The organism is Streptomyces sp. NPDC018833, from assembly GCF_044390825.1.
Taxonomy (GTDB): domain Bacteria; phylum Actinomycetota; class Actinomycetes; order Streptomycetales; family Streptomycetaceae; genus Streptomyces.
The window spans coordinates 53,226-79,448 of sequence record NZ_JBIRZM010000008.1 but is presented as its reverse complement, the minus strand read 5'-3'; the positions used below and the strand labels follow the sequence as shown (position 1 = coordinate 79,448).

General features: G+C 67.9%; 17 protein-coding genes and 1 pseudogene. 12 read left to right on the top strand and 6 right to left on the bottom strand.

Annotated features, from left to right (window positions below):
* Positions 1-155: 155 nt before the first annotated feature.
* Positions 156-2,816, top strand: coding sequence for a transglycosylase domain-containing protein (locus ACH5AF_RS18080; RefSeq protein WP_398902618.1), 2,661 nt, complete (start codon positions 156-158; stop codon positions 2,814-2,816).
* 126 nt (positions 2,817-2,942) lie between these two features.
* The gene (locus ACH5AF_RS18075) at positions 2,943-4,511 is read left to right on the top strand and encodes a glycosyltransferase family 87 protein (RefSeq protein WP_398902617.1); all 1,569 of its coding nucleotides are present in this window, start codon (positions 2,943-2,945) and stop codon (positions 4,509-4,511) included.
* Positions 4,512-4,556: 45 nt separating this feature from the next.
* On the opposite strand, the gene ACH5AF_RS18070 is transcribed toward ACH5AF_RS18075, so the two are convergent.
* The 3 genes from ACH5AF_RS18070 to ACH5AF_RS18060 all read right to left on the bottom strand — a co-directional run bounded on the left by ACH5AF_RS18070 (position 4,557) and on the right by ACH5AF_RS18060 (position 7,265).
* Positions 4,557-5,588: an alanine racemase gene (locus tag ACH5AF_RS18070; RefSeq protein ID WP_398902616.1), complete on the bottom strand. Its 1,032-nt coding sequence runs from the start codon at positions 5,586-5,588 to the stop codon at positions 4,557-4,559.
* A 102-nt stretch (positions 5,589-5,690) separates the two neighbouring features.
* Positions 5,691-6,809: a lipid II:glycine glycyltransferase FemX gene (locus ACH5AF_RS18065; protein ID WP_398902615.1), complete on the bottom strand. Its 1,119-nt coding sequence runs from the start codon at positions 6,807-6,809 to the stop codon at positions 5,691-5,693.
* A gap of 141 nt (positions 6,810-6,950) precedes the next feature.
* On the bottom strand, positions 6,951-7,265 hold the full coding sequence (locus tag ACH5AF_RS18060; RefSeq protein WP_398902614.1) for a hypothetical protein: 315 nt from the start codon (positions 7,263-7,265) through the stop codon (positions 6,951-6,953).
* Between the two features lie 270 nt (positions 7,266-7,535).
* Here ACH5AF_RS18060 and rpsF point away from each other — a divergent pair, with 270 nt between their 5' ends.
* The 4 genes from rpsF to rplI all read left to right on the top strand — a co-directional run bounded on the left by rpsF (position 7,536) and on the right by rplI (position 9,233).
* Complete coding sequence (gene rpsF, locus ACH5AF_RS18055) at positions 7,536-7,826, top strand: 30S ribosomal protein S6 (RefSeq protein ID WP_015609864.1); 291 nt, start codon at positions 7,536-7,538, stop codon at positions 7,824-7,826.
* A 71-nt stretch (positions 7,827-7,897) separates the two neighbouring features.
* On the top strand, positions 7,898-8,488 hold the full coding sequence (locus ACH5AF_RS18050; protein ID WP_398902613.1) for a single-stranded DNA-binding protein: 591 nt from the start codon (positions 7,898-7,900) through the stop codon (positions 8,486-8,488).
* A gap of 43 nt (positions 8,489-8,531) precedes the next feature.
* Positions 8,532-8,768, top strand: a complete 237-nt coding sequence (gene rpsR, locus ACH5AF_RS18045) for a 30S ribosomal protein S18 (protein ID WP_005315025.1) — start codon at positions 8,532-8,534, stop codon at positions 8,766-8,768.
* A gap of 18 nt (positions 8,769-8,786) precedes the next feature.
* Positions 8,787-9,233, top strand: a complete 447-nt coding sequence (gene rplI, locus ACH5AF_RS18040) for a 50S ribosomal protein L9 (RefSeq protein ID WP_215182355.1) — start codon at positions 8,787-8,789, stop codon at positions 9,231-9,233.
* Positions 9,234-9,341: 108 nt separating this feature from the next.
* Here rplI and ACH5AF_RS18035 read toward each other — a convergent pair whose 3' ends face one another.
* A complete protein-coding gene (locus ACH5AF_RS18035) occupies positions 9,342-10,679 on the bottom strand; it encodes an MATE family efflux transporter (protein WP_398902612.1) in 1,338 nt (445 codons plus the stop codon).
* A 425-nt stretch (positions 10,680-11,104) separates the two neighbouring features.
* Between ACH5AF_RS18035 and dnaB the strand changes: the two genes are divergently transcribed.
* The 6 genes and pseudogenes from dnaB to ACH5AF_RS18005 all read left to right on the top strand — a co-directional run bounded on the left by dnaB (position 11,105) and on the right by ACH5AF_RS18005 (position 23,589).
* On the top strand, positions 11,105-13,834 hold the full coding sequence (gene dnaB, locus ACH5AF_RS18030; protein WP_398902611.1) for a replicative DNA helicase: 2,730 nt from the start codon (positions 11,105-11,107) through the stop codon (positions 13,832-13,834).
* 257 nt (positions 13,835-14,091) lie between these two features.
* Positions 14,092-17,124 carry a TnsA-like heteromeric transposase endonuclease subunit gene (locus tag ACH5AF_RS18025; protein ID WP_398902610.1) on the top strand — a complete coding sequence of 1,011 codons (3,033 nt, stop codon included), beginning with the start codon at positions 14,092-14,094 and terminating at the stop codon, positions 17,122-17,124.
* Positions 17,121-18,281, top strand: coding sequence for an ATP-binding protein (locus ACH5AF_RS18020; protein ID WP_398902609.1), 1,161 nt, complete (start codon positions 17,121-17,123; stop codon positions 18,279-18,281). The genes ACH5AF_RS18025 and ACH5AF_RS18020 overlap by 4 nt, the downstream gene beginning before the upstream one ends.
* Entirely contained in the window at positions 18,278-20,917 is a 2,640-nt protein-coding gene (locus tag ACH5AF_RS18015; RefSeq protein WP_398902608.1) for a TniQ family protein, read from the top strand. The genes ACH5AF_RS18020 and ACH5AF_RS18015 overlap by 4 nt, the downstream gene beginning before the upstream one ends.
* A 693-nt stretch (positions 20,918-21,610) precedes the next feature.
* Positions 21,611-21,841, top strand: coding sequence for a helix-turn-helix transcriptional regulator (locus tag ACH5AF_RS18010; protein WP_398902793.1), 231 nt, complete (start codon positions 21,611-21,613; stop codon positions 21,839-21,841).
* 232 nt (positions 21,842-22,073) lie between these two features.
* Positions 22,074-23,589, top strand: a pseudogene (locus ACH5AF_RS18005) (UvrD-helicase domain-containing protein).
* Positions 23,590-23,874: 285 nt separating this feature from the next.
* Here the strand turns inward: ACH5AF_RS18005 and ACH5AF_RS18000 are convergent.
* Positions 23,875-25,194 carry an ISL3 family transposase gene (locus ACH5AF_RS18000; RefSeq protein ID WP_398902607.1) on the bottom strand — a complete coding sequence of 440 codons (1,320 nt, stop codon included), beginning with the start codon at positions 25,192-25,194 and terminating at the stop codon, positions 23,875-23,877.
* A 153-nt stretch (positions 25,195-25,347) separates the two neighbouring features.
* Entirely contained in the window at positions 25,348-26,217 is an 870-nt protein-coding gene (gene dapF, locus ACH5AF_RS17995) for a diaminopimelate epimerase (RefSeq protein ID WP_398902606.1), read from the bottom strand.
* Positions 26,218-26,223: the final 6 nt, after the last annotated feature.

Sequence of the window (26,223 nt, the reverse complement as noted above, 5' to 3'; positions counted from 1 at the left end):
CAGACCACTGGGAACCATGTGACGCCCCTGTGCGTCATCGCCGTGGATGCACAGCGGATGAGCTCTGCCAGGAGCTTGGTCCGTATCCATTTCGGGGGGACCGGAACTCAACTGCCGCTTCCAGGCGTCTCGCCTGCCCGAGGAGTAGTCGTTCGATGAGCGAGCACCGACGCAAACCGCCACAGCCGCAGGGTGGCGGACGCGCCGCGGCCCGACGCGCCGCCCAGCCTTCCGGCCGCCGCGCAGCACATGATCGGGCTGCCCCGGCAGCCCCCGCGCCCCACGGCGAAGAGCGCGCCTACGGCAGCCGGGCCGAGGCCCGGCGCGCTGCCCAACGGGGCGGCAGCCGCAGGCGTGGCCCGGAGACCGCCGCTGTCGGCGGCGGGCGACGTGCCGGGTCCGGAGGGGCTCCCGGCAAGAAGCGGCTGATCGACTACCCGCGCCACAACAAGTACGGATGGCGGCGCTTGGTGCCGTCGTGGAAGCTCGTCGCGGGGCTGTGCATCGGCTTCCTCGGGATGCTGACCGTGGCCGCGGCCATCGCGTACAGCATGGTCGTCATCCCCAAGGAGGCGGAGGCGGCCACGGCCCAGAACAACGTCTACTACTGGGCCGACGGGACCCAGATGGCCGCCACAGGTGGCGAGATCAACCGCCAGATCGTCGGCATCGACCAGATCCCGCGGGCGATGCAGCACGCCGTGATCTCCGCGGAGAACAAGACCTTCGAGAAGGACTCGGGCATCGACCCGATGGGTATCGCTCGTGCGCTGTTCAACATGGCCAAGGGCCAGGACACCCAGGGTGGCTCCACCATCACCCAGCAGTACGTGAAGAACGCGCGGCTGGAGGACCAGAACCAGACCCTGAGCCGCAAGTTCCAGGAACTGTTCATCTCCATCAAGATCGACAGTGAGATGGACAAGCCCGCCATCATGCAGGGCTACCTGAACACCTCGTACTACGGGCGCGGTGCGTACGGCATCCAGGCCGCGGCCCGGACGTACTACAACAAGGACGCCGAGAAGCTGAACCCGAGCGAGTGCGCGTTCCTCGCCACGCTCCTCAAGGGCGCAACGTACTACGACCCGGCCGGCGTCACGGAGATCGACGCGAGGGCGAGCGCGGACGCCAACAGGGACCGGGCCGAAAAGCGCTGGCGCTGGATCCTCGACGAGATGGTCAAGGACGGCCACCTCAAGGCCGAGGAGCGCGCCAAGTACACCGAGTTCCCCAATCCAGAGAAGCCGAAGAAGAACGCCCAGCTCAGCGGGCAGATCGGCTACCTGGTGGACCTGGCCAAGTCCAACTTCATCAACAACCACGAAGGCATGACGGCCACCAAGCTGGCGCAGGGTGGCTACGAGATCCACACGACCTTCGACAAGAAGAAGGTCTACGCGCTCGAGGCCTCCATCAAGGACATCTACAAGAAGCACATCGACCCGAAGGGGCGGCCGAAGACGGACACGCACGTCCAGTTCGGCGGCGCCTCCGTGGAGCCGGGGACCGGGAAGATCGTCGCGATCTACGGTGGCGCGGACGCGACGAAGCACTTCACCAACAACGCCGACGCGACCGGTGCTCAGGTCGGATCGACGTTCAAGCCCTTCGTGCTGGCCGCCGCGATGCGGGACGGCGTGCGCGACCCCCGCCTCGGATCGGAGCAGGGGTCGGACACCCGCAGGATCGTCGACCCGGACAAGAGCCGCTACAACGGCGCCAACAAGCTCAAGATCAAGAACTACGACGGCTCGATCTGGCGCAACGAGGAGGGCAAGGAGTGGCTCCAGCGCAACGACGGTGACGAGTCGTTCAAGAACATCAGCCTGCGCGAAGCCATGATCCACTCGGCCAACTCGCCCTTCGTGCAGCTCGGCATGGACATCGGCATCCCCCAGGTGCGAGAGGCGGCCATCGACGCCGGTCTGCTCGAAACCAGCCTGGTCAAGGCGAACGTCCCTTCGTTCTCCCTCGGTATCTCCGACCCCAGCGCCATCCGCATGGCGGGCGCCTACGGCACCTTCGCCGCCAATGGAAAGCAGCGCGACCCGTACTCCGTGACGTCCGTCGAGCACAAGGGCCAGACGATCTACAAGCACGAGGACGAGGTCGAGACGGCCTTCACCAAGGCCGTCGCCACCAACGTGACGGACGTGCTCAGGGACGTCGTCGACGACGAGGAGGGCACGGGTAAGAACGCGCGCCTCCCCGGCCGCCAGGTCGCCGGCAAGACCGGTACCACCGACGACAACAAGTCCGCGTGGTTCGTCGGCTACACCCCGCAGCTGTCGACCGCCATCGACATGTACCGCCTCGACGACGACGAGAAGAGCGGCAAGAAGCGCGAGTTCCTGAAGATGTACGGCACCGGTGACCGGGACACGATCCACGGTTCGTCCTTCCCGTCCGAGATCTGGCAGACGTACATGTCCAAGGCGCTCAAGAACGCCAAGATCATCGAGTTCGACGAGCCGGAGGAGCTCGACGCTGAGGCCGTCTGGGGCGGCGGCGCCGTCAGCCCCAAGCCGACGCCCAGCAGCACGCCGTCCTCGAGCCCGTCCGAGTCCCCCTCCTCGAAGCCCTCGAAGGGCCCCTCGAAGAGCCCCGGCCCCTCGGAGTCCTGCAACCCGTGGGAGGACTGGACCTGCGAGCCCACCGGCGGCGCCAACGGCGGCACCGACCAGGGCGGCGACAGCGGTGGGATCACCACGAGTCCCACGACGTCACCGACTACCGACACCGGAGGAGGCAACGGCAACGGCGGCGGTAACGGCGGAGGCTTTATCGGCGGCTCCGACGGCACCGAGCAGTAGCCACCACCCGTAGGTCCGGCAACGCCCGAGGGCCGCCGTACCCGGCATGCGCAGCGCCCCGCGCCTGTGCCCGCCGGAGACGGCGGCCCTCTCCGTGCGCCGACCCCTTACGGCAGGATGTGCACCATGCCCAGCGCAGAAGAGACGAGCGTGAACGAGGACCGCCGCCGTGGACTGCCCGCACGGCGGGAGAGCCCTGATGTGCGCCCCACCCGGCGCGACAGGATCGCCGCGGCCGGCAGCGAGCTGATCGGCGGCCCGGCGGGCCGCTGGGCACAGCGCGGCGGAAACGGTCCTCTCACGCCCGTACGCGTCATCGCCCTGGTGGCCATCGGCATGTTCGCGCTCGGCATGGTGCAGAAGCTGCCCTGCTACAACTGGGCCTGGTTCAGGGGCACCAGTTCGCAGTACACGCACGCCTGCTACTCGGACATCCCGCATCTGTATCTCGGCCGCGGTTTCGCCGACGGGCGCATTCCCTACTTCGACCGGCTGCCCGGCGACATGGAGTACCTCGAGTACCCGGTGCTGACCGGCCTGTTCATGCAGGTCGCGTCCTGGGTCGCCGACGCAGCCTCCTGGCTGGGCCTCGCCGCTGACGACATGATGCAGCGCGAGCAGCTGTACTGGATGATCAACGCGGGCATGCTGATGGTCTGCGCCGCGGTCATCGCCGTCTGCGTCACACGCACGCACCGCCGCCGGCCCTGGGACGCGCTGCTCGTCGCCCTGGCGCCCGCCTTCGCGCTGACGGCGACGATCAACTGGGACCTGCTGGCCGTGGCCCTCACCGCCTCGGCGATGCTGATGTGGTCGCGCAGCCGGGTGCTCGCCGCCGGCATCCTCATCGGACTGGCGACGGCCGCCAAGTTCTACCCGTTCCTGCTGCTCGGGCCGCTGCTGGTGCTGTGCTGGCGCGCGGGCAGGTGGCGCGAGTTCCTCACGGCGGCCTTCGGGGCGGTGGGGGCGTGGCTCGTGGTCAACGTCCCGGTCATGCTGCTGGCACCGGAGGGGTGGAAGAAGTTCTACGCCTTCAGCCAGGAGCGGCCGGTCGACTTCGGTTCGTTCTGGCTGATCATCACCCAGCGCACCGGTGAGTCGATCGAGGCGGAGACGGTCAACACGTACGCGATGGTGCTGACGCTCCTCGCGTGCGCCGGCATTGCCCTGCTCACGCTCACCGCGCCGCGCCGCCCCCGATTCGCGCAACTCGCGTTCCTGGTCGTCGCGGTGTTCGTCCTCACCAACAAGGTCTACTCACCGCAGTACGTGCTGTGGCTGATTCCGCTCGCCGCGCTGGCCCGGCCGCGCTGGCGGGACTTCCTCGTCTGGCAGGCCTGTGAGGTCGTGTACTTCCTCGGGATCTGGATGTACCTGGCGTACACGACCAGCGAGAAGCACCAGGGGCTGCCGCCCGAGGGCTACCAGGTCGCCATCGTCGTGCACCTGCTGGGCACGCTCTACCTGTGCGCGGTGATCGTGCGGGACATCCTCATGCCGGACCGCGATGTGGTACGGACGGACGGGTCGGACGATCCGTCGGGCGGGGTGCTCGACGGGGCCGCGGACGTGTTCGTCCTGGGACGGGCGGCGCGGCCGCGGCGGCACGCCGCGCCCGCCGTGGAGGGACCTCGCGTGGAATGGGGCACTCCGGCCGGGACAGCGCAGGGCACAGGGCGACAGCCGTCCGCGTGACGGCGCCGCTTCGGGCGCCGGCGAACGCCGGGCAGCAAAGGCGTCCTAGCGGTCGACGATGCGGTCGAACTGGGTGGTCGTGTGCCGCAGGTGGGCGACCAGCTCGTCGCCGACCCTGGGCTCGTCGGCGTCCGAGGGCACGAACAGGATCGACACCTGCATGTGCGGCGGTTCCGCGAACCAGCGCTGCTTGCCCGCCCACACGAAGGGCGACAGATTGCGGTTCACCGTCGCCAGACCGGCGCGGGCCACGCCCTTGGCACGCGGCATCACCCCGTGCATGGCCTTGGGCGCCTCCAGCCCCACGCCGTGCGACGTGCCGCCGGCGACGACGACAAGCCAGCCGTCGGACGCGGCCTTCTGCTGCCGGTAGCCGAAACGGTCCCCCTTGGACACCCGGGTCACGTCCAGGACCGCTCCGCGGTACTCCGTCGCCTCGTGGTCGCCGAGCCACAGACGGGTGCCGATCCGCGCCCGGAACCGGGTCTGCGGGAACTGCTGCTGCAGTCGCGCCTGTTCGTCCGCGCGCAGGTGGCTGACGAACATGGTGTGCAGCGGCAGGCGGGCGGCGCGCAGTCGGTCCATCCAGCCGATGACCTCCTCGACGGCGTCCGAGCCGTCCGTTCGGTCGAGCGGCAGATGCAGCGCGAAGCCCTCCAGTCGCACGTCCTCGATCGCGGCGTGCAGCTGGCCGAGTTCCTGCTCGGTGATGCCGTGACGCTTCATCGAGCTCATGCACTCGATGACGACCCGCGCACCCACCAGGGCGTGCACACCGTCCACCGACGACACCGAGCGGATCACGCGGTCCGGCAGCGGCACGGGCTCCTCACCGCGCCGGAACGGCGTGAGGACCAGCAGGTCTCCGCCGAACCAGTCCTTGATCCGGGCCGCCTCGTAGGTCGTGCCGACCGCCAGCATGTCGGCTCCGAAGCGTGCGGCCTCGTCGGAGAGCCGCTCGTGGCCGAAGCCGTAGCCGTTGCCCTTGCAGACAGGTACGAGGCCGGGGAACTGGTCGATCACGGACTTCTGGTGCGCCCGCCAGCGCGCGGTGTCTACGTAGAGGGAGAGCGCCATGACCGGCCCGGACCTTTCTGGTGGCTGCGGTGTATCGAAGACAGGTACGAGACTTCACAGACTACGGAGTTGTTCGCACCGCCGGAGCGGTGCGCGGCGTCCTCAGCGGCGCGACATGTAGATGTCCAGCGCCTTGTGGAGCAGCTTGTTGAGCGGGAAGTCCCACTCACCGATGTACTCGACGGCCTCGCCGCCGGTGCCGACCTTGAACTGGATCAGGCCGAACAGGTGATCCGTCTCGTCGAGCGAGTCGCTGATGCCCCGCAGGTCGTAGACCGTCGCGCCCATGGCGTAGGCGTCGCGCAGCATCCGCCACTGCATCGCGTTCGAGGGCCGGACCTCTCGGCCGATGTTGTCCGAGGCGCCGTAGGAGTACCAGACGTGTCCGCCGACGACGAGCATGGTCGCCGCCGAAAGATTCACGCCGTTGTGCCGCGCGAAGTACAGCCGCATGCGGTTGGGGTCCTCGTTGTTCAGGACGGTCCACATGCGCTGGAAGTACGACAGCGGCCGCGGCCGGAAGCGGTCCCGCTCCGCCGTGATCTCGTACAGGCGCTGCCACTCGGCCAGGTCCTCGTAGCGGCCCTGGACGACCTCGACTCCGGCCTTCTCGGCCTTCTTGATGTTGCGGCGCCACAGCTGGTTGAAGCCCTTCAGGACATCGTCCAGCGACCGGTTGGCCAGCGGCACCTGATAGACGTACCGCGGCTGTACGTCGCCGAAGCCCGCGCCGCCGTCCTCGCCCTGCTGCCAGCCCATCTTGCGCAGCCGGTCGGCGACCTCGAAGGCCCGTGGCTCGATGTGGGTGGCCTCGACGTCACGCAGCCGCTTGACGTCCGGGTCCTGGATGCCGGCCTTGATCGCGGGGGCGTCCCAGCGGCGGATGACGACGGGCGGGCCCATCTTCACGGAGAAGGCGCCCTGGTTCTTGAGGTGCGCCAGCATGGGCTGCAGCCAGTCGTCCAGGTTCGGGGCGTACCAGTTGATGACCGGCCCCTCGGGGAGGTACGCGAGATACCGCTTGATCTTGGGCAGCTGCCGGTAGAGCACGAGGCCCGCGCCGACGAGGTCGCCGTTCTTGTCGAACCAGCCCAGGTTCTCCGAGCGCCACTCGGTCTTCACGTCCGCCCACGCCGGGACCTGGCAGTGACTGGCCGAGGGCAGGCTCTGGATGTACGCCAGATGCTGCTCACGGCTGATGGTCCTCAGGGTCAGGCTCATGCGGGGCGCTCCTCGGCAGGTGTGTCCCCATGGGTACAGGGGCTCCGGCTCTCGCGCCGAAGCCTACTGCGCCCAGGAAGCGGCCCGAATGGCTGTACGCAGGAGCGGGCCGCACGCGGCCCGCTCCCGATGCGGCGTGTTCTAACCGAGTACCCCGCCGAAGAGTCCGCCGTGGGCCATGCCGAGGAAGAAGCCCACAGCCGACGCCCCCAGACCGATGATCAGCAGGAAGCGCTCACGCGTGGTCGCCGAGATGAACTGTCCGTACCCTCCCGTGACGATGCCCAGCAGGCCGGTCCACGAGCTCAGCAGGTGGAGGTGGTGGAACATCGCCGAGACGAATGCGATGGCACCGAGGGCCAGAGCGACCGCCATCAGGGTGTCCTGAAGCGGATGAGGCTTGCCGTCCGTGGCGAGGAGAGAGGCGGGGGACCGTCGTCGCATTGCATGTGCCATGAGGCACCTCCTGGCTGTGCCGGAAGGCGGCGCATCGTAGCGCCGCGCGCACCAGATGCGTACAGATTGCGGCCATCCACCGCCGGATTTCAACCGGAAGCCGGTCTGCGGGTAGTCTGTACGGTCTGCACCGGTGTCTGCCCAGGCCAGGACGCGATCACCCCTCGTCGAGGGGGATTGTCAGTGGCGGCGGATACCGTTGCTCACGCATCACGACCCTCCTGCCACGGAACGACCGTGGCCGCTGAGTCCAAAGGAGGTGGGTTCCACATGCGTCACTACGAGGTGATGGTCATCCTCGACCCCGATCTCGAGGAGCGCGCTGTCTCCCCGCTGATCGAGAACTTCCTCTCCGTCGTCCGTGAGGGCAACGGAAAGGTGGAGAAGGTCGACACCTGGGGCCGTCGTCGTCTCGCTTACGAGATCAAGAAGAAGCCCGAGGGCATCTACTCGGTCATCGACCTGCAGGCCGAGCCTGCGGTCGTCAAGGAGCTCGACCGGCAGATGAACCTGAACGAGTCGGTCCTCCGGACCAAGGTCCTCCGTCCCGAGATCCACTGAGCGTCTAGCTCAGAGGTCATCGGGTTCGAGTAGCAAGCAGCCAGAAGCAATCCCCGCCGAGAGGTTCCCCCATGGCAGGCGAGACCGTCATCACGGTCGTCGGCAATCTCGTCGACGACCCCGAGCTGCGCTTCACCCCGTCCGGTGCGGCGGTCGCGAAGTTCCGCGTCGCGTCCACTCCCCGCACCTTCGACCGGCAGACCAATGAGTGGAAGGACGGCGAGAGCCTGTTCCTCACCTGCTCGGTCTGGCGGCAGGCGGCGGAGAACGTCGCCGAGTCGCTTCAGCGCGGCATGCGCGTCGTCGTGCAGGGCCGTCTGAAGCAGCGGTCCTACGAGGACCGCGAGGGCGTCAAGCGCACGGTCTTCGAGCTGGATGTCGAGGAAGTCGGCCCCAGCCTCAAGAACGCCACGGCCAAGGTCACCAAGACCACCGGCCGCGGCGGCCAGGGCGGGTATGGCGGCGGTCAGCAGGGCGGCGGCAGCTGGGGCGGCGGCCCCGGCGGTGGTCAGCAGCAGGGCGGCGGCGGTGCACCCGCCGACCCCTGGGCCACCAGCGAGCCGGCCGGCGGCGGCCAGCAGGGCGGCGGGGGCGGCTGGGGCGGAAGCTCCGGCGGTTCCGGCGGTTCCGGCGGCGGCTACTCGGACGAGCCTCCCTTCTAAGGGCAGCTCGTACCCCACTTCTTGATCACACAGGAGAATCACCATGGCGAAGCCGCCTGTGCGCAAGCCTAAGAAGAAGGTCTGCGCGTTCTGCAAGGACAAGACCGCATACGTGGACTACAAGGACACGAACATGCTGCGGAAGTTCATTTCCGACCGTGGCAAGATCCGTGCCCGCCGCGTGACCGGCAACTGCACGCAGCACCAGCGTGACGTCGCCACGGCCGTCAAGAACAGCCGTGAGATGGCGCTGCTGCCCTACACGTCCACCGCGCGATAAGGGAAGGGTGACCGAGATATGAAGATCATCCTCACCCACGAGGTCTCCGGCCTCGGTGCCGCCGGCGACGTCGTCGACGTCAAGGACGGCTACGCTCGCAACTACCTGGTCCCGCGCGGTTTCGCGATCCGCTGGACCAAGGGCGGCGAGAAGGACGTGGCGCAGATCCGCCGCGCCCGCAAGATCCACGAGATCGCGACCATCGAGCAGGCCAACTCTGTCAAGGGTCAGCTCGAGGCCGTGAAGGTGCGTCTGGCTGTTCGCTCCGGCGACGCCGGCCGCCTCTTCGGCTCCGTCACCCCGGCCGACATCGCCTCGGCGATCAAGGCTGCCGGTGGTCCGGAGGTCGACAAGCGTCGCGTCGAGCTCGGTGCGCCGATCAAGACCCTGGGCTCGCACCAGGTGTCCGTGCGTCTGCACCCCGAGGTTGCCGCGCAGCTCGGCGTCGAGGTTGTCGCCGCCTGAGCAGCGCGCTCGACTGAGCAGTAGGAAGGGCCGCACCCCTCGGGGTGCGGCCTTTTCGCGCGTTCCCAGCGGTGGTGTGTTTCTCAGTGGTGTGTTTCACGTGAAACGTCAGCGGGTTGCGCCGGTCACGATCCAACGGCCTGACCGTGCCCGCCACCACAGGGTCAGCAGCCGCACGGTCATCATCAGGGTCATGGCCCACCACAGTGCGGTCAGGCCGCCGCCGAGAGTGGGGACCAACAGGGCGACCGGTGCGAAGGCGGCCAGGGTGACGAACATGGCCCAGGCGAGATAGGGGCCGTCCCCCGCGCCCATCAGCACGCCGTCCAGGACGAAGACGACTCCCGCGATCGGCTGGGACACCGCGATGACGAGAAGTGCGGGCAGGAGCGTGTCCTGTACCGCCTGGTCCGCGGTGAACAAGGGGATGAACAGCTGGCGTGAGGCCACGACCAGGACTCCGAGGACCGCACCTGCGGCGACACCCCACTGCACCATGCGGCGGCATGCCTGCCTGGCTCCCTCGGCATCATTCGCACCGAGGTAGCGGCCGATGATCGCCTGGCCGGCGATCGCGATCGCGTCGAGGGCGAAGGCCAGCAGGCTCCAGAGCGACAGAACGATCTGGTGGGCCGCGATGTCCGTGTCGCCCAGGCGGGCTGCCACGGCGGTGGCGATCATCAGGACGGCACGCAGCGAGAGCGTACGGACCAGCAGGGGGACCCCGGCCTGGGCGCTCGCCCTGATCCCGGCCGCGTCGGGGCGCAGTGAGGAGCCGTGTTTGCGGGCGCCGCGCACGACGACGACGAGATAGGCGATCGCCATGCCGCACTGGGCGGCTACGGTGCCCCAGGCGGAGCCCGCGACACCGAGCCCGGCGCCGTAGACGAGTCCTGCGTTGAGGGCGGCGTTGGCCGCGAATCCGCCGATGGCCACGTAGAGAGGTGTGCGTGTGTCCTGGAGTCCACGCAGTACGCCGGTCGCCGCGAGCACGATCAGCATGGCCGGTATGCCGAGGCTGGAGATGCGCAGGTAGGTGATCGCGTGCGGTGCCGCGGTGTCCGATGCGCCGAGGAGGTCGATGAGCCAGGGAGCGGTGGGCAGGGTCACGGCGATGACCACGATGCCGAGGAAGAAGGCGAGCCAGATGCCGTCCATGCCCTGGCGGATCGCCGACTGGAGGTCGCCTGCGCCCACCCGGCGGGCCACGGCGGCAGTGGTGGCGTAAGCGAGGAAGACGAAGACACTCACGGCCGTCATCAGCAGGGCCGCCGCGACGCCGAGACCGGCCAGTTGCGGTGTGCCGAGGTGACCGACAATGGCGCTGTCGACCATCACGAACAGCGGCTCGGCGACCAGTGCGCCGAAGGCGGGGACGGCGAGCGCGATGATCTCTCGGTCATGGCCTCGACGGCGTGCCTCGGTGGTCGCGGGAGCCTGTGTCATGGCGTCAATCTAATCTTCCACAGGTAAGAGATGCAAAGCGATTGTGTCCCTTACTTTGTGCCGCTTGTCGCGACGCCCTGTGTGCTGTTTGTTCTGATCTTGATCCGCGCGGGAAAGTTTTTCTCCCCCACAGCCGGTGGACGGAAAAGCCCCAGCTCAGAGGCCACATGGCGAGGTGGGTATGAGTTTGTCCACAGTGCTGTCCCCCGGTCCGTGCACAGGTTCCGAAGAGTTCTCCACAGCATCTCGTCGTTCGTCCACACCGCCTGTGGATAACCAGATTGGCTGACGGTGCCGCCGGGCCTACCGTGGACCGTCGCCCGACTCGCCGCAAGCGGAGTCTGGCGACATGTCTTGTCAGTGTCGTGCCGTAGAAAGAGGGCCACGGCAAAGGTCCGCGGAGCGGACGGAGGAGGTGGCCGCGGGTGAGCATTTCCGAGCCCTTGGACGACCCGTGGGCGGCCGATACTCCAGGTGACCGTCTCCCCGCATCCCGCCGCCGTGGCAGTGACAGCCGCCGTGACGACCAGCACGACCGCGGCCGGGACAGCACCGGCTGGGACAGCGGTCCCGGCTTCGAGCGCGTGCCTCCGCAGGACCTCGACGCCGAGCAGTCAGTCCTCGGCGGCATGTTGCTGTCCAAGGACGCCATCGCCGATGTCGTCGAGATCATCAAGGGCCACGACTTCTACCGGCCGGCCCACGAGACCGTCTTCCAGGCCATCCTCGACCTCTACGCCAAGGGAGAGCCGGCCGACCCGATCACGGTCGCGGCCGAGCTCGTCAAGCGTGGCGAGATCACCAGGGTCGGCGGGGCCTCCTATCTGCACACGCTGGTCCAGTCGGTGCCGACGGCCGCCAACGCGTCGTACTACGCGGAGATCGTCCACGAGCGCGCGGTGCTGCGCAGGCTCGTGGAGGCCGGCACCAAGATCACGCAGATGGGATACGCGGCGGACGGCGACGTCGACGAGATCGTCAACTCCGCTCAGGCCGAGATCTACGCCGTCACCGAGCAGCGGACGAGTGAGGACTACCTGCCGCTCGGCGACATCATGGAGGGCGCTCTCGACGAGATCGAGGCGATCGGCTCGCGCAGCGGCGAGATGACCGGTGTGCCGACGGGCTTCACCGACTTCGACTCCCTGACGAACGGCCTGCACCCGGGCCAGATGATCGTCATCGCCGCCCGTCCCGCCATGGGCAAGGCTCTCGCGCTCGACACTCCGTTGCCCACTCCGACCGGGTGGACCACCATGGGCGAGGTCAAGCCCGGCGACTACCTGCTCGACGCTTCCGGGAAGCCGACACGAGTGGTGGCCGCTACCGATGTGATGACGGGGCGATCCTGCTACGAGCTGTCGTTCGACGACGGCACCACGGTCGTCGCCGATGCGGATCACCAGTGGCTCACCGATACGCGGGCCTCACGCAAGTCGGCTCAGGCCGCAGCGAGCGGCTACAACCGTTCCCGCAATCAGCGCACCTTCGCCTCGGTCAAGACGACCAAGGAAATCGCTGAGACGTTGCACTGCGACACCGCTGACCGGCGCAGGAACCACACCGTGAAGAACGCAGCCTCTCTCGATCTCCCCCACCGGGACCTGCCCGTCCCGCCTTACACGCTGGGCGCGTGGCTCGGTGACGGCCACAGCGAAGCTGCGAGGATCACTTCGGCGGCCCCGTGGATCGTGCAGCGTATCGCGGAAGAGGGATTCGAGGCCCGCCGCGTGGGCACATCGATCACCTACGCCTTGCGGTTCTCGGTGGAGAAGCCGGAGCTGCTCGAGCGTTCCTGCGTTGTGTGCGGGAAGACCTTCGTGCCCAAGCTCGCCCACGTGCGGAGCTGCGGGAAATCGTGTGGGGGCAAAGCGCGGTTCGTTTCTGCGCCCGTCCCTCAAGCCGCGTGCGTCGACTGCGGCGAGCGCTGTTTCTCGCCCTGCTCCGAGCCGCGCTGTGCTACCTGTACCAGAAACCATGGCAGCCTTCGCGTCGTGCTCCGCGACATGCGTGTCCTAGGGAACAAGCACATTCCTCAGGAGTACCTACGCAGTTCCGTCGCCCAGCGGAGGGCACTCCTCGCCGGGCTCCTGGACACGGATGGAACCGTCACGAACACCGGATCGGTGCAGCTCACGGTCACCAACAAGGCCCTGGCGGAAGGATTCCGGGAACTGGTTGTCAGTCTTGGCTATCGCTGCGGCATGAGGACCAGGCAGGTCAGGGGACGCTCTGCGGAGTCGTCGACCGCATATCTCGTCACTTTCACGCCGACTGACGATGTGTTCGGGCTGGAGCGGAAGCGGCGAGTGCACGAGATGCGCAGGCGTTCTGGAACACCGAAGCTGACACAGCGTTACATCACCGGTGCCCGGGAGATCGACAGCGTACCGGTCCGCTGTGTCCAGGTGGACAATCCGGATCACATGTACCTGGCCACCCGGTCGATGGTTCCCACGCACAACTCGACCCTGGCCCTGGACTTCGCGCGCGCCGCGTCGATCAAGAACAACCTGCCGAGCGTGATCTTCTCCCTCGAAATGGGGCGCAACGAGATCGCGATGCGTCTGTTGTCGGCGGAGGCCCGTGTGGCGCTGCACCACATGCGCTCCGGGACGATGACGGACGAGGACTGGACCCGCCTCGCGCGCCGGATGCCCGACGTCTCCCAGGCCCCCCTCTACATCGACGACTCGCCGAACCTGTCGATGATGGAGATCCGCGCCAAGTGCCGCCGCCTGAAGCAGCGCAACGACCTGAAGCTGGTGGTCATCGACTACCTCCAGCTGATGCAGTCGGGCGGCTCCAAGCGTGCCGAGAGCCGCCAGCAGGAAGTCTCGGACATGTCGCGAAACCTCAAGCTCCTGGCCAAGGAGCTGGAGGTCCCGGTGATCGCGCTCTCCCAGCTGAACCGTGGTCCCGAGCAGCGCACGGACAAGAAGCCCATGGTCTCGGACCTGCGTGAATCAGGTTCGATCGAGCAGGATGCCGACATGGTCATCCTGCTGCATCGCGAGGACGCGTACGAGAAGGAGTCCCCGCGCGCGGGCGAGGCGGACCTGATCGTGGCGAAGCACCGTAACGGTCCGACGGCCACGATCACGGTCGCGTTCCAGGGGCATTACTCCCGCTTCGTGGACATGGCCCAGACGTGACCCCCGAACTGTAGGTTCGCGTTTCGCGTGTCCTTTTCTCGTTGACCGTGGCCTTTGTCTGGCCCAAGGGACGGCATCGTGAGACGAACTCCCGTGTGATCGTTCACTCGTCGTAGTGCTGATCCCGGTCGCGATCTATGCAGCAGCGATCTCCACCCTGATCGTGGAGACGTCGCAGCTGATCGAGACCGGGGTTTCAGCTCCCCGCTCTCGCTGCTCGGGGGTGGGGTATGTCGCGAGTCGTCGGCGAAGTTTCGATGAGTCTCCGTCGTACCGACGGGGAGATCGACGAGGATCTGGCCTGGTCGACGACGGGCGCCGATGTCTTCGAGCCCTCGTTGCCATGGCGGACATTCCGCTGGCGCTACGGGCAGAGGCACTACTCGGGCACGCACTGGTCTTCCACCATGCGCGACCACGTTGTCTACGAGTCCCGGCTCGAGCTGACGCGCCTTCTCTACGCCGACTTCGACCCGGATGTGACGGCGGTCTACGCCCAGCCATTCCTCCTGTCCACTACCGTCGACGGCCACCGACGCCACCATGTACCTGACTTCCTCGTTCTGCGCGAGAACGATGTGCCCCTGGTCGTGGACGTCAAGCCGGGGCACCTGCTTACCCGGCCGAAGGTCAACTTCGCGCTCGGCTGGGCACGTGAGGTCGTGCTGTCACGCGGTTGGGACTTCGAGGTCTGGGCCGAGCCGCCGGAGGCGGAGTTGGCGAACCTGCGCTTCCTCGCCGGCTATCGCCGTGACTGGCTATTCGACCCGGACCTGCTCGCGGAGATCCGGGCGACGGATCTGCACGGGGCAACGCTGGGCGAGGCATTTTGTGCTTTCCCTCAGCACTCGGACTGGCGCGTAAGGGCCGCTGTCCTGCGGCTGCTGTGGTGTCAGCACCTCGTGACGGACTTGGCGGAGCCATTGTCCGAGCGCCACGTGCTGCACAAGGGCGGGGCCGTAGTGGTCGGGGCCGGTCGGCGTGACCTGCCACGCCCCGTCGAGGAGCCCGAACCCGATGGCGCGGAGGGCGAATTGATCTGTCTGGTGCAGAAGTCCAGCAGGGGAGGGCATGTGACCGGAGCTGCTGTACGTGTCGGCGTTGGTACGAGGTTGAGGTACGACGGCGAAGTCGTCGTGGTGGAGGAGATGTTCGGCTCGGCGGCCGGCAACGAGGTCTTGGTGCGGGATGGTCCGGGGCGCCGGTTCCGGCTGTCGCTGCGTGAGGTGTTCGCCGCCGGCCGGGACCAGGTCATCGCGACCGAGCCGGGTCCAGATTCGGACGACGACCGCGAGACGGCCTCGGTGCTGCTCGCTCAGCTCAGCGAGGAGGAGCTGGAAAAGGTCAGGGAGCGGGCTGCCCATATCAACGAGGTGCTGACCGGCTTCCGGTCGGGTAGCGACGAGCTGCCGGAGCTGGGCGAGCCCCGGCCGCAGTACGCGGCCACCGTGCCCAAGCTGGAGCGATACGAGGCGAAGGCGACGGAGCTGGGCGTGAGCGTACGCACGATCAAGCGGTGGGTGCGCGCCTTCCACACCGACCGGGAGGCCGGTCTCGTACACGGCGGCCCGGATCGCGGGAACGGCGACATGGGCGGGCTCGGTCGGGCCGATGTGCGGTGGGTGGAGATGGCCCTGGAGATCATGGCCGAGCACGGGAAGGAGTCGAAGCCGACCCGCGGGAAGGTGATCCGTGCCGTCGGCCCGCGCCTCGTCGCCCGCTACGGCGAGGGTGAGGTGAAGCTGCCGGGCCGCGCGACGGCGTACCGGTGGCTTCAGGAGCTGGAGCGGCGGCTGCCGACCTTCCGGCTGAGCTCGAAACGCAACCGGGACATCGCCGCCCGGCCACCCGGCGCGTACGGGAAGCTGCGGCCGACCAGGCCCGGCGAGTACCTGCTGCTGGACACGACGCGTCTCGACGTGTTCGCGATGGACCCGATCACGATGAAGTGGGTCCAGGCCGAGCTGACGGCCGCGATGGACTGGTACGACAGGTGCATCACGGGGCTGCGGGTGACCCCGGTGTCTACGTCGTCGATCGACGTCGCGGCGGTGATGTTCCAGACCTTTCGTCCCCGCCCGGCAGGTAAGGACTGGCCTGCGTACGCGGTGTGGCCGGACCACGGCATTCCCCGCACGGTCTTCGTCGAACGCAAGGCGCTCAACCCGGAAGAGGACGAGGAGGATGAGGAGGCGGCGGAGGGCACACCACGCGGTGTCGCGTCCCCGGCGCTGGTGCCGGAGACGATCGTCGTCGACCACGGCAAGCCCTACATCTCCGAACACATCACCTCTGTCTGCCAGCGTCTGGGTCTGTCCATTCAGCCGGCCCGGCTGCGAACGGGCCGGGACAAGGGACCGCTGGAGCGATTCTTCAAGACCGTGCGCGAGGGGGTGCTTCAGGATCTGCCCGGCTACAAGGGGCCTGACTTGTTCTCGCGTGGCGAGCGTCCGGAGGACCAGGCGTTCTTCTTCCTCCATGAGTTGGAGGCGATCATCCGGGAATGGGTGGCATGCACGTACCACCACAGGCCACATAGGGGGCTCGTCGACGCCTACGTGCCAGGGCTGAACCTCTCGCCGGCGAAGATGTTCGAGCACGGCATCGCCCGTGCCGGATACATCGAGGTGCCCCGCGATCCGGACCTCGGCTTCGAGTTCCTGAAGACAGAGTGGAAGCAGACCCACCACTACGGCGTCGAGATCCGCAAATGCCGCTACAACGGCCCGGGGCTGGACGGCTACCGGGGCGAGACGAGCCCGTACACCGGCCCCAAAGCCAAGGGCCTGTGGCCCATCCAAGTCGACCCCGACAACATCAACTTCATCTACTTCCGCCGTCCGGACACCCGCCGCTGGCACGCCTTGGAGTGGGAGCACGCCCCGGCACAGAAGTTCCCGATCAGCCAGGGGGCCATCGAGATCGCCCGGAAGGTCGCGGGCCAGAAGTACCCGTTCCCCGACGACGAGACCGCGGTCGCGGAACTCCTTGACCGCTGGCACCTCGGGCTCGGGCTGACGATGACTGAGCGGCGCCTCGCCCTGCGCCAGGCCCGCGAGCAGTCCGCCTTCGACCTTCCGGAGACCGTCGCGGACGACGTACGCCTGCTGCCTTCTGTCGCCCGGATCCTCAGGGCCACCGATGACGAGGAAGACGACCCGGAGGAGACAGACGAGGCCGAGCCGTACGAAGGCCCGGTAGCCGGCGATGACGACGATGACGACGAACTCGACGGCCCAAATGATGACGACAACGGGGACTTCTACGACGACGCCTTGGAGGACGCATGATGCCGCCCCGTCCCGCCGAGCCAGCCGAGGGCACGCGTCCCCCGCTGGACAACCTCACGCTCTCCCGCAAGGAGGGGCTGCGGGCCCTGGCCGAGGCGCCCCGTCGTGTCCGACCGGAAATCTTGACACCCCAGCAGATCGCCGACTTGGGCGAGGCGGCACGGCTGGAGTACGACCACCTCCGCAGCGTCTGGCACGCCAACCTCGGACCGCTCAAGACTCCCCAACTCGAAGCTCTACACGAGGACTTGTGGGACATCATCGCCAGCAATCAGCAGGACGGCGACAAGGCCAAGGGAGCCGTCGCTGTGGACGCGTTTCCTGGGCTCGGAAAGACCACGGCGGTACTCGACTTCGCACTGAAGTACCACCAGCAGGAGATCGCCCGGGCCGGGGCCTTCACCGCCTCCGGGCACGAACGCTGGCCCGTCTGCAGGGTCGGGCTCACCAGCAACATCGGGATGAAGGACTTCAACCGAGCACTGCTGGAGTTCTACGCACACCCCGGCCGCACGAGCGGAACGGCCGCACTGTTCGTCCAGCGCGCCCTGGACTGCGTCCTGGAATGCGAGACGAAATTGCTGATCATCGATGACCTGCACTTCCTCAAGTGGCAGGACAAAAACGGCAAGGAGGTCAGCAACCACTTCAAGCACATCGCGAACGAGTTCCCCGTCACCCTCATCTTCATCGGCGTCGAGCTCGAGCGACGCGGCCTCTACTCCGAGGCCGACTCCCGCGGCGACATCACCCTCGCCCAGACCGCACGCCGCACCACCCCGCTGACCATGGACGCCTACTCGGTGAACAACGACAAGGAGCGGCGCCAGTGGCGCAAGCTGATGCTGGGGCTCGAACAGCGGCTCGTCCTCGCCCAGAAGTACCCTGGCATGCTCGCCGATGACCTGTCCGACTACCTCTACATCCGCACCACCGGCCACATCGGCTCGTTGATGACGCTCATCAACCGAGGCTGCCAGCGTGCCGCCCGCACCGGCGCCGAACTCCTCGACGAGGACCTGCTGAACCAGGTGAAACTCGATGCGGGGGCGGAGCGGGCGCGCAAGGTGCTGGAGAAGAAGTTCGCCCGCAAGCGTATGACGACCAAGCCCCGTCCCCGCACCGCGAAGGCCACGTCGGCGAAGACCGTGGCATGAGGCAGGCCCGTTTACTGCCGCTGCGCCAAGCCCCGCTTCCCGGCGAGGCCCTGGACTCCTGGCTGGAGGCCCTCGCTCAGCTGCTTCGGACGCCACTGGGCGAGGTGATGCAGAGCATCGGCCTGCCACCTCTACAGAAGGTTGGCAACCGTTTGCTCGGCATCCCGCCGGACTGGACGATCCTGCTGGGCCCGCAACAGGCCGCCGCTCTGTCCGCGACGACGGGACTGGACGAGGCCCACCTCCATGAGATGACGCTGCGGCACTACGACCAGCGGGCCCTGGAGATCAATAGCGAGCGTCGCTTCGTCAACCGCTGGGTGCTCTGGGGGCGAGGCGCCGGCTCCCGCTTCTGCCCGGATTGCCTGGCGGAATCCGATGGCCGCTGGATGCTGTCCTGGCGACTGGGCTGGTCCTTCGCCTGTCTGCGACACCACCAGCTGCTGGCCGACTGCTGTCCAAGCTGCGGGCGCATCCCCCGTCAACGGCCCCGAAGCCCGCGATCTATCCCCAGGCCCAGGTACTGCGGGAACGCTCCCTCTGCCCCGGGCGGTCCCTTCACCAGCGGCTGCGGTCACGACCTCACACAGACGCTCACCCTCCGCCTGCCCGCTGGACATCCAACAACGGCCGCCCAGGCGCTCGTCATGGACATCATCGAGAGTGGCACAGCCACTTTCGGCGCGTACGCACTCGCACCGCAGCCAGCGGCGGGCGCGCTGAGTGACATTCGTGCCATCTGTGGACGCGTGCTGTCCAACCTCTCCGCCAAGGACCTCACCCGATGGGCCCCAGCTGACATCACCGACGCCCACCTCCGTCCCGACTCCGGCGGCGCGCTCGCTGCGGCCGGCGACCGGCCCGGCTTCATGGCCCCGCCCAGAGCCGCGAGTGCGGCGACCGCCGTCACCGTCGCGCTGAGCATGCTGGACCAGCCGGACATCCACCAGGCCGGCGAGGCGATGCGAGACCTGCTCGCGGCTATGTACACCGACCTTTCCGAGGCCGGCATCGGACACATCAAGAGCTGGGGGCGCCGAGTGACCCCAGTCTTCACAGGCGTGCAACTGGCAGCAGCGGCACCACTTCTCCGCCCCGCCGACTATCTGCGGCACCGCATGGCGTCGCCGGTCCCGAGGCCGCCGATGGCGAAGAGCGAGGACATCACACGGCGGAGTCGGAAGATCCCCAGCATGTTCTGGAACCTGTGGACCCTCCGGCTTACCCCGCCCGACGGTACCGTCCTGCGCATCCTGGCGCCCGCCCTGGCCGCCGCTCTGCTGACCGTCGACAGCCGCACCGACTTCGACACCGCCGCCGACCTTCTGGGATCGGTGGTCGATCGTGTGGACGTCTCCCAGGCCTTGCAGCGGTTGGACGACCAGCCGCAGTGGATCCACATCGCCGCCGCTCTGATCAGGCTGGCCGACTACCTCGATGCCGCTGATGTCCCCATTGACTATGGACGGCGGCGGAGACTCGACTACACCAGCCTGCTGCCGACCGGACGCTGGGGGGAGATCTGCCGCCGCACCGGCACGCACCCCGGAGGTGACCGCCGCGAACAGATCATCCGCTGCCACCTCTTCCGGCGCATCAGCGGACTACCGCCCGAATCCGCACCTGGTGCCCCGAGCCATGGCGAGGCGTTGTTCCGTACGGAATACTTCCGCTTCATCGCCCTGCAGAGCCCGCAGTTGGCGCAGGAACTCGACGCTGAGGCACGGGCCTTCCTTGCCACACAGCATGTCCGCAATGAGCCGGTCACCTGGCAGCCGCCCAAGGCTCTTCTGGACGGGCTTGTCCTACCCGGTCCTGACCCGGACCAGGTCGACGTCTCCCATCTGCACCGCCTCATCCATCAGCGCAGGCACGCCGTCCAGTACGCAGCCGACATCCTTGACACTTCTGTCGAAGCCGTCCGGCACCTCCTTGGGGAACACCCCGCTCCTCTGCCACAGCCGACCACGGCCCAGGGCACAGCCAGGGAGAACTACTCCAAGGCCATGCAGACCCTGCCGAAGGAACGACTGGCCCGGCTCTATCTCGACGAACACCGCTCTCTGCCGCAGATCGCCAACCTCACCGGCTTCTCGCTCAAGGCGCTGGCCCGTCTCGCCCGTGAGTACGGCATCCCGATGCGCAGACGTGAGGACTACGACAACTGCGCACCTGTTGAACGAGACTGGCTCTTCGAGCAGTACGTCGTTCACCGTCGGCCCTTGACTGAACTTGCCCGCGAAAGGGGAATGAGCCCGACGAACATGATCCGTTGGGCGCATCGCCACGAGCTCCCACTTCGCCGTGGCGGAGCAGGCCATGCTGCTGCCTACCGCACACCTGACTGGGCCACCCGCGTCCCGGCATTCCTGCAAGACGCTCTGACCGGCCCCTATGCCTGGAAACGGTTGGAGCTCTTCGTCGCCGCACTGCCCTACGCCACGATGAGGAAAGCGGCCCAAGCCCTCGGCATCCATTCCTCCACGCTGATCATGAAGGTCAATCAGCTCGAACGGGAACTGGGCCACACCTTGATCGAGCGAGCTGAGCGCGGCCGTGAGATGAGACCAACCCTGTTCGGTACCAAGGTCGCGGAGGCCGCTCGGACGGCCATGACGCACTTCGACGACAGCTGACACGAGGAGCGGGAGACAGGGCCGGAGAAGAAGTTCTTCATGGCACTTCGACCCACTCGCTGTGCTCGCTTGGGACGTCTGCTGTGGCTCTACCGATGGGGGCCTGTGTACCGGCGTCGGCGGTGATGTGTGCGGGGGGTTCTGGAACGGTCGCGGCGTGGGGGATTGCAGCGGCGCAGGTACTACAGGTGTCGGCGAGGTGCCAGGTCCGGCCGTGATCCGCCCGGATGAGCAGGAGTCGAAGAGGGCCAGAGCACGGCCCTTGCCGTCGGTGCCACGCGCAGGACCTTTCACGACAGTGACAAATTCGCAGGTGCGCGGGCAGTTGGGGCTCGGCCAGGTGGCGCGCAAGGTGCCGGCGGACCTCTGGTGCTCCGGTAGCCCCGGCAACCGGAACGGACAAGGGACAGGCACTGCACGTCAGCGCAGGTTGCCCGGCCGGACTACTGATCGCGACGCTCCACGCACGTGAGGGCAGGGCGGTGGTCATGGGTTCCCTCCAAGCCGTGATTGGGCAGTCCCTGGTCCACCTCATCGGGCGGCTCCGGGCGCGGACACCGTAGTGCAGACCTGTGCCCTGGTGGAGATGCCGCCGCATCCGCACAAATAGGGCAGAGGTCTGCACTGTCAGGGCAGGGTTCTGCACCGTCGGATGGTTGGGTGACGATCTCCCCGCCGCCAGAGCCCGACCCGATGGCGCTGCGGCAGTCCCTCTCCCGGCTGCGTGCGGAGCGCGGCTGGAGCTATGACCGGCTCGCCGCCCGCAGCGGGCTGTCCCGGCGCACCCTCATCGAGATCGAACAGGGCCGCACCATCGGCACGCTAGGCACCTGGCACGCCCTCGCTCACGCCTTCAGCGTCCCCCTGGGTGAGCTCCTCGACCCGCTGTGCACCGGCCACGAACCCCCACGCTCCGAACGCTGAGACACCTGCTCGCCGGTCACCCAAAGGGGACACGACTGTCGTACGCCTGCCCGATGGGTATACATCCGTCCGCTTCCTGGCACTCGATCGAAGGGACCGGACGGTGTGCACATGGGCAGTGGGCGTGTTTGCTGGCACTTTTCACTCCGGCATCTGCCCCAAGAGATCAGGCTCCTCCTTCGCCCGTCCGGTGCGTGGTGTGGGCCGTCATGGCGTCCGGAGACCCCCTTACATGTCCTTCGCCCCCACCGATGAACAGGCCGCCGCCCTCCAGGCGTTCGGCAATGGCGAGCATCTCGTCATCCAGGCCGGCGCCGGCACCGGCAAGACGTCCACGCTCGCCTTTCTGGCCGAGCAGATGCCCGCCCGCCGCGGCCGCTACCTCGCCTTCAACCGGGCCATCGCCCTGGATGCCGCCACTCGTTTCCCCGCATCCGTGCAGTGCAAGACCGCTCACTCCCTGGCGTACGCCGCCCTCGGCTACCGATACCGCGACCGTCTCAACAGCCCCCGCAGGCCAGGCTGGAGGGTAGGCCAGGACCTGGGCCTGAACACCCCTGCCCGCATTCACGGTCGCGATCTCGTGCCCGCCACCCTGTCGAACACGGTGCTGCGGACAGTGACCTGTTACTGCCAGTCCGCCGACACCGAACTCGCCCCCCCACCACGTACCGCCACTGCGCGGCATCGACAGCAACGACGCCCACGCGGAGCTTGCCGACCTCCTGCTGCCGTATGCCGCCAAGGCCTGGGACGACCTGCAGAGCCCGAACGCGGGCACCGTGCGCTTCGAGCACGACCACTACCTCAAGATGTGGGCCCTGACTGACCCCGTGCTACAGGGCGACTTCCTGCTGCTGGACGAGGCTCAGGACACCAACCCCGTCCTCGAGCAGATCGTCCTGGCTCAAAGGGATCACACCCAGATCGTCATGGTCGGCGACTCAGCCCAGGCCATCTACGGCTGGCGAGGAGCCCAAGACGTGATGACCGGCTTCAAAGCCCGCCACCTCACCCTCACCCGTTCCTTCCGCTTCGGTCCCAAACTCGCCGCCGAGGCAAACCGCTGGCTCACGCTCAGCGGTGCTCCCATCCAACTCACCGGAACCACCGACATCCACACCTCCATCGGCCCCCACACGAGCCGCCCAGATGCGGTCCTGTGCCGCACCAACATCGGGGCCATCACCGAAATCCTCGCCCTCCTCGACGCCGGCACCGCAACGGCACTGGTCGGCGGCGGAGATGCCCTTCGTGCCCTGGCTCAGGCCGCCCGTGACCTCATCCAAGGACGGCGCACCCACCACCCCGAACTCGTGCTGTTCACCACCTGGACCGAACTGCGCGACTACGCCGAACTCGACCCTGCTGGCGCCGACCTGCAACCCTTCGCCAACCTCGTGGACGAACACGGACCCGATGCCATCCTCCAGGCCGTCGACCGCCTCGTCCCCGAAGCGCAGGCCCAGGTCACGGTCTCCACCGCCCACAAGGCCAAAGGCCGGGAATGGGCCAGCGTGCGTGTCGCCCCCGACTTCACCCCGCCGCGCGACACCGACGAAATCGACGCCGCAGGCCACCCTGTTCCCGGCCCCATCGATGAGTCAGAAGCCCGCCTGGCCTATGTGGCCGTCACCCGCGCCCGCCACCACCTCGACCCTGCGGGCCTGGCCTGGATCACGGGACACCCCGACAACCCGACAGCATCCGGCTCCTGCGGCAGCAGGCAGCCCCCACTCAGTTTGTGACGTCAGCCGTCGGCTTCGTCCTCGACGCGGCCGTGGTGTTCAGGGCCCGGGTGGCTGATGCCCGGGACCATCGGGTTGGCGTAGTCGCACTTGCAGCTGCACGCGCCAGAGCCCGCTCACGTGCACTGATAAGGCGCCGTTGCTTGCAGCCGGCCTGATCCGCCGGTCAGGCCTAGATGCGTCGTCGTCGAGACTGCGGGGCACGGTTTCCTCTCCTTCTTCGCGCCGGGTCAGCGGGCGAAGGCTTCGGTAAGGCGCACGCGGTAGCCGTCCTTTTCCGGGTCTTCAAAGTTGAGCGGTGCGGAGGTGTCTGCGGGCTCGACGGGTGGTGACGCAGCGTGTCCGTAGCCGTTGGTTGTCCGCGTTGCGGAAGCCGAACGCGTTGCGGGCGACGAGCTTGATCACGCGGTTGATCCCCTCGCTCTTGGCGTTGCTGTGGCCGGTGTCGATGAATGCGGCGATCTCGGTCCACCAGCGGTCGACGGTGGTAGCGAGGGTACAGACTTCGGGGATGTCGGAGTCCGCGCACCAGGTGAGGAACTTCCAGCGGGCGTGGCCGACTTGGTGGCGGTCGGCCCCGGTGCGGGCCAGGGCGAGGAGGTTGCGCAGGTTCTCCTTGGCAATCCACGCCGTCAGCAGCGTCCGCCCGATCTTCCCCTCGGCGAGCAGGGTGTTCCACATGGTGGCGAACTGGTCGTCGGTGAGATCCCCGCGGTTGCGCAGGAGCCGTCGTCTGGCCTTCCACTCCGGGTCGGTGGCGCGTCCACGTCGGCCCCGGATCTCGGCGGTGGTGCGGCGCCTCACCATGGAGAGCATCTTGTTGGCGAGCTGGACGACGTGGAAGTGGTCGACGACCACGATCGCGTGCGGCAGGCCGGTGCGGACCGCCGCGCGGTAGGTGGCTGACATGTCGATGGCGACGTGGCGGATACTCTTTCGCCAGGTCAGCGGTGTCGTGGCGAGCCAGGCCAGGACGTCGGCGGCGGTGCGGCCCTCGACCTGGCCGAGCAGTCCGCCGGTACCGAGGGCGTCGACGAAGCCGGTGTGCCACCGGTCCCGCGCCAGGTGCCACTTGCCGGTGTCGGGGTCCTGCTCCCACTTCGTCCTGCCCCGCCGGGTCTCGTCGATGCCCAGCACCCTGACCTCGGGCAGTGGGGCGCCCGTGACCTCGCGCGCCGATGTGCGGAAGGCACCCATCACCGTTGGCCATGACAGATGCAGGTCGCGGGCGGCCTGGATGACCGTGGAGCCGGCATCGCGTACCCGGTGCCCGGCCGCCTCCCGTAACCGGGCGGTGACCCGCTCCCCGGCCGGTATCTGGGCAATGCTCTCGGTGAACGACTTCCTCGGGCACTTCGGCTCGCGGCACCACCAGCGGCGCTTGTGCCAGAAGAACTCCAGCCTCCGCTCCCCGTAGGGCAGATCACGCGGCCGGGTCACCGCCGGCCCCTTCACCCGGGAGGCGATGACCCCGCAGGACGGGCAGGCCCGCGCCGCCTCGTCCGCCGTGATCAGGTGCACCCGACGCGTCCCGTCGCCCAGTGACTCGACCCGCACGACGGACACCCCGTCGAGACCGAGCAACAACGTCGTATCGTTGACCAAGCCCGTGGCTCCCCAATGATCCTTCTGTGTAGAGAACAGAATGATCAACCAGGACCACGGGCGTCCTGCGTCCGGGAGCCAGTCTCGCCATGCACATCACACGCCGTGACGAACAGTCAGCGCGCGTGACGAGATGCACCGCTCAAGACGGATTCAGCGGGCGGCTGTTTCCAGCCACTCCGCGTCGATCTCGCCTGTGGCGACGATCACTGCGGGCCCGGTCATGTCGATCTCGCCGTCGGGCCGCTCGGTGATCACCAGACGTCCGCCGGGGACGTCCACGACATATGTCGCCGGGACACCGGTGGCTGCCGGGTCGGCGCCGTCCCGGCGCGCGGCCGCCACGGCGACGGCACACGCGCCCGTGCCGGACGAGCGGGTCTCGCCGGCCCCGCGCTCGTGCACGCGCAGCCCGACGTGCCGTGGGCCGCGGTCCACGACGAACTCGACGTTGACACCGTCCGGGTAGGCCGAGGCGGGGCTGAACGGCGGCGGGGCGGACAGCTCGCCCGCGTGCGCGAGGTCCGCCACGAAGGCGACGGCGTGCGGGTTGCCCATGTTCACGTTCCGCGCGGGCCAACTGCGCTCGCCGACGCTCACCGTGACGTCCCCTTCGGGCAGGCGGGCCCTGCCCATGCCGACGGTGACGTCCCCCTCCTTGTCGAGGTGCGCCCGCTTCACGCCGCCGCGCGTGGCGACCGCGAGACCGCCCTCGGTGACGAGCCCGGCGTGCTGGAGGTAGCGCGCGAACACCCGGACGCCGTTGCCGCACATCTCCGCGACGGAGCCGTCGCCGTTGCGGTAGTCCATGAACCACTCCGCCTCGGCCGCCATGTCCTGCGCCTCGGGGTGCGCGGCGGACCGCACCACGTGCAGCAGACCGTCGCCGCCGATGCCCGCGCGGCGGTCGCACAGGGCGGCGACGGCGGCCGGGGAGAGTTCGATGGCGTTCTCGGGGTCCGGGACGATCACGAAGTCGTTCTCGGTGCCGTGCCCCTTGAGGAAGGCGATCCGCGTGCTCATCCCTCG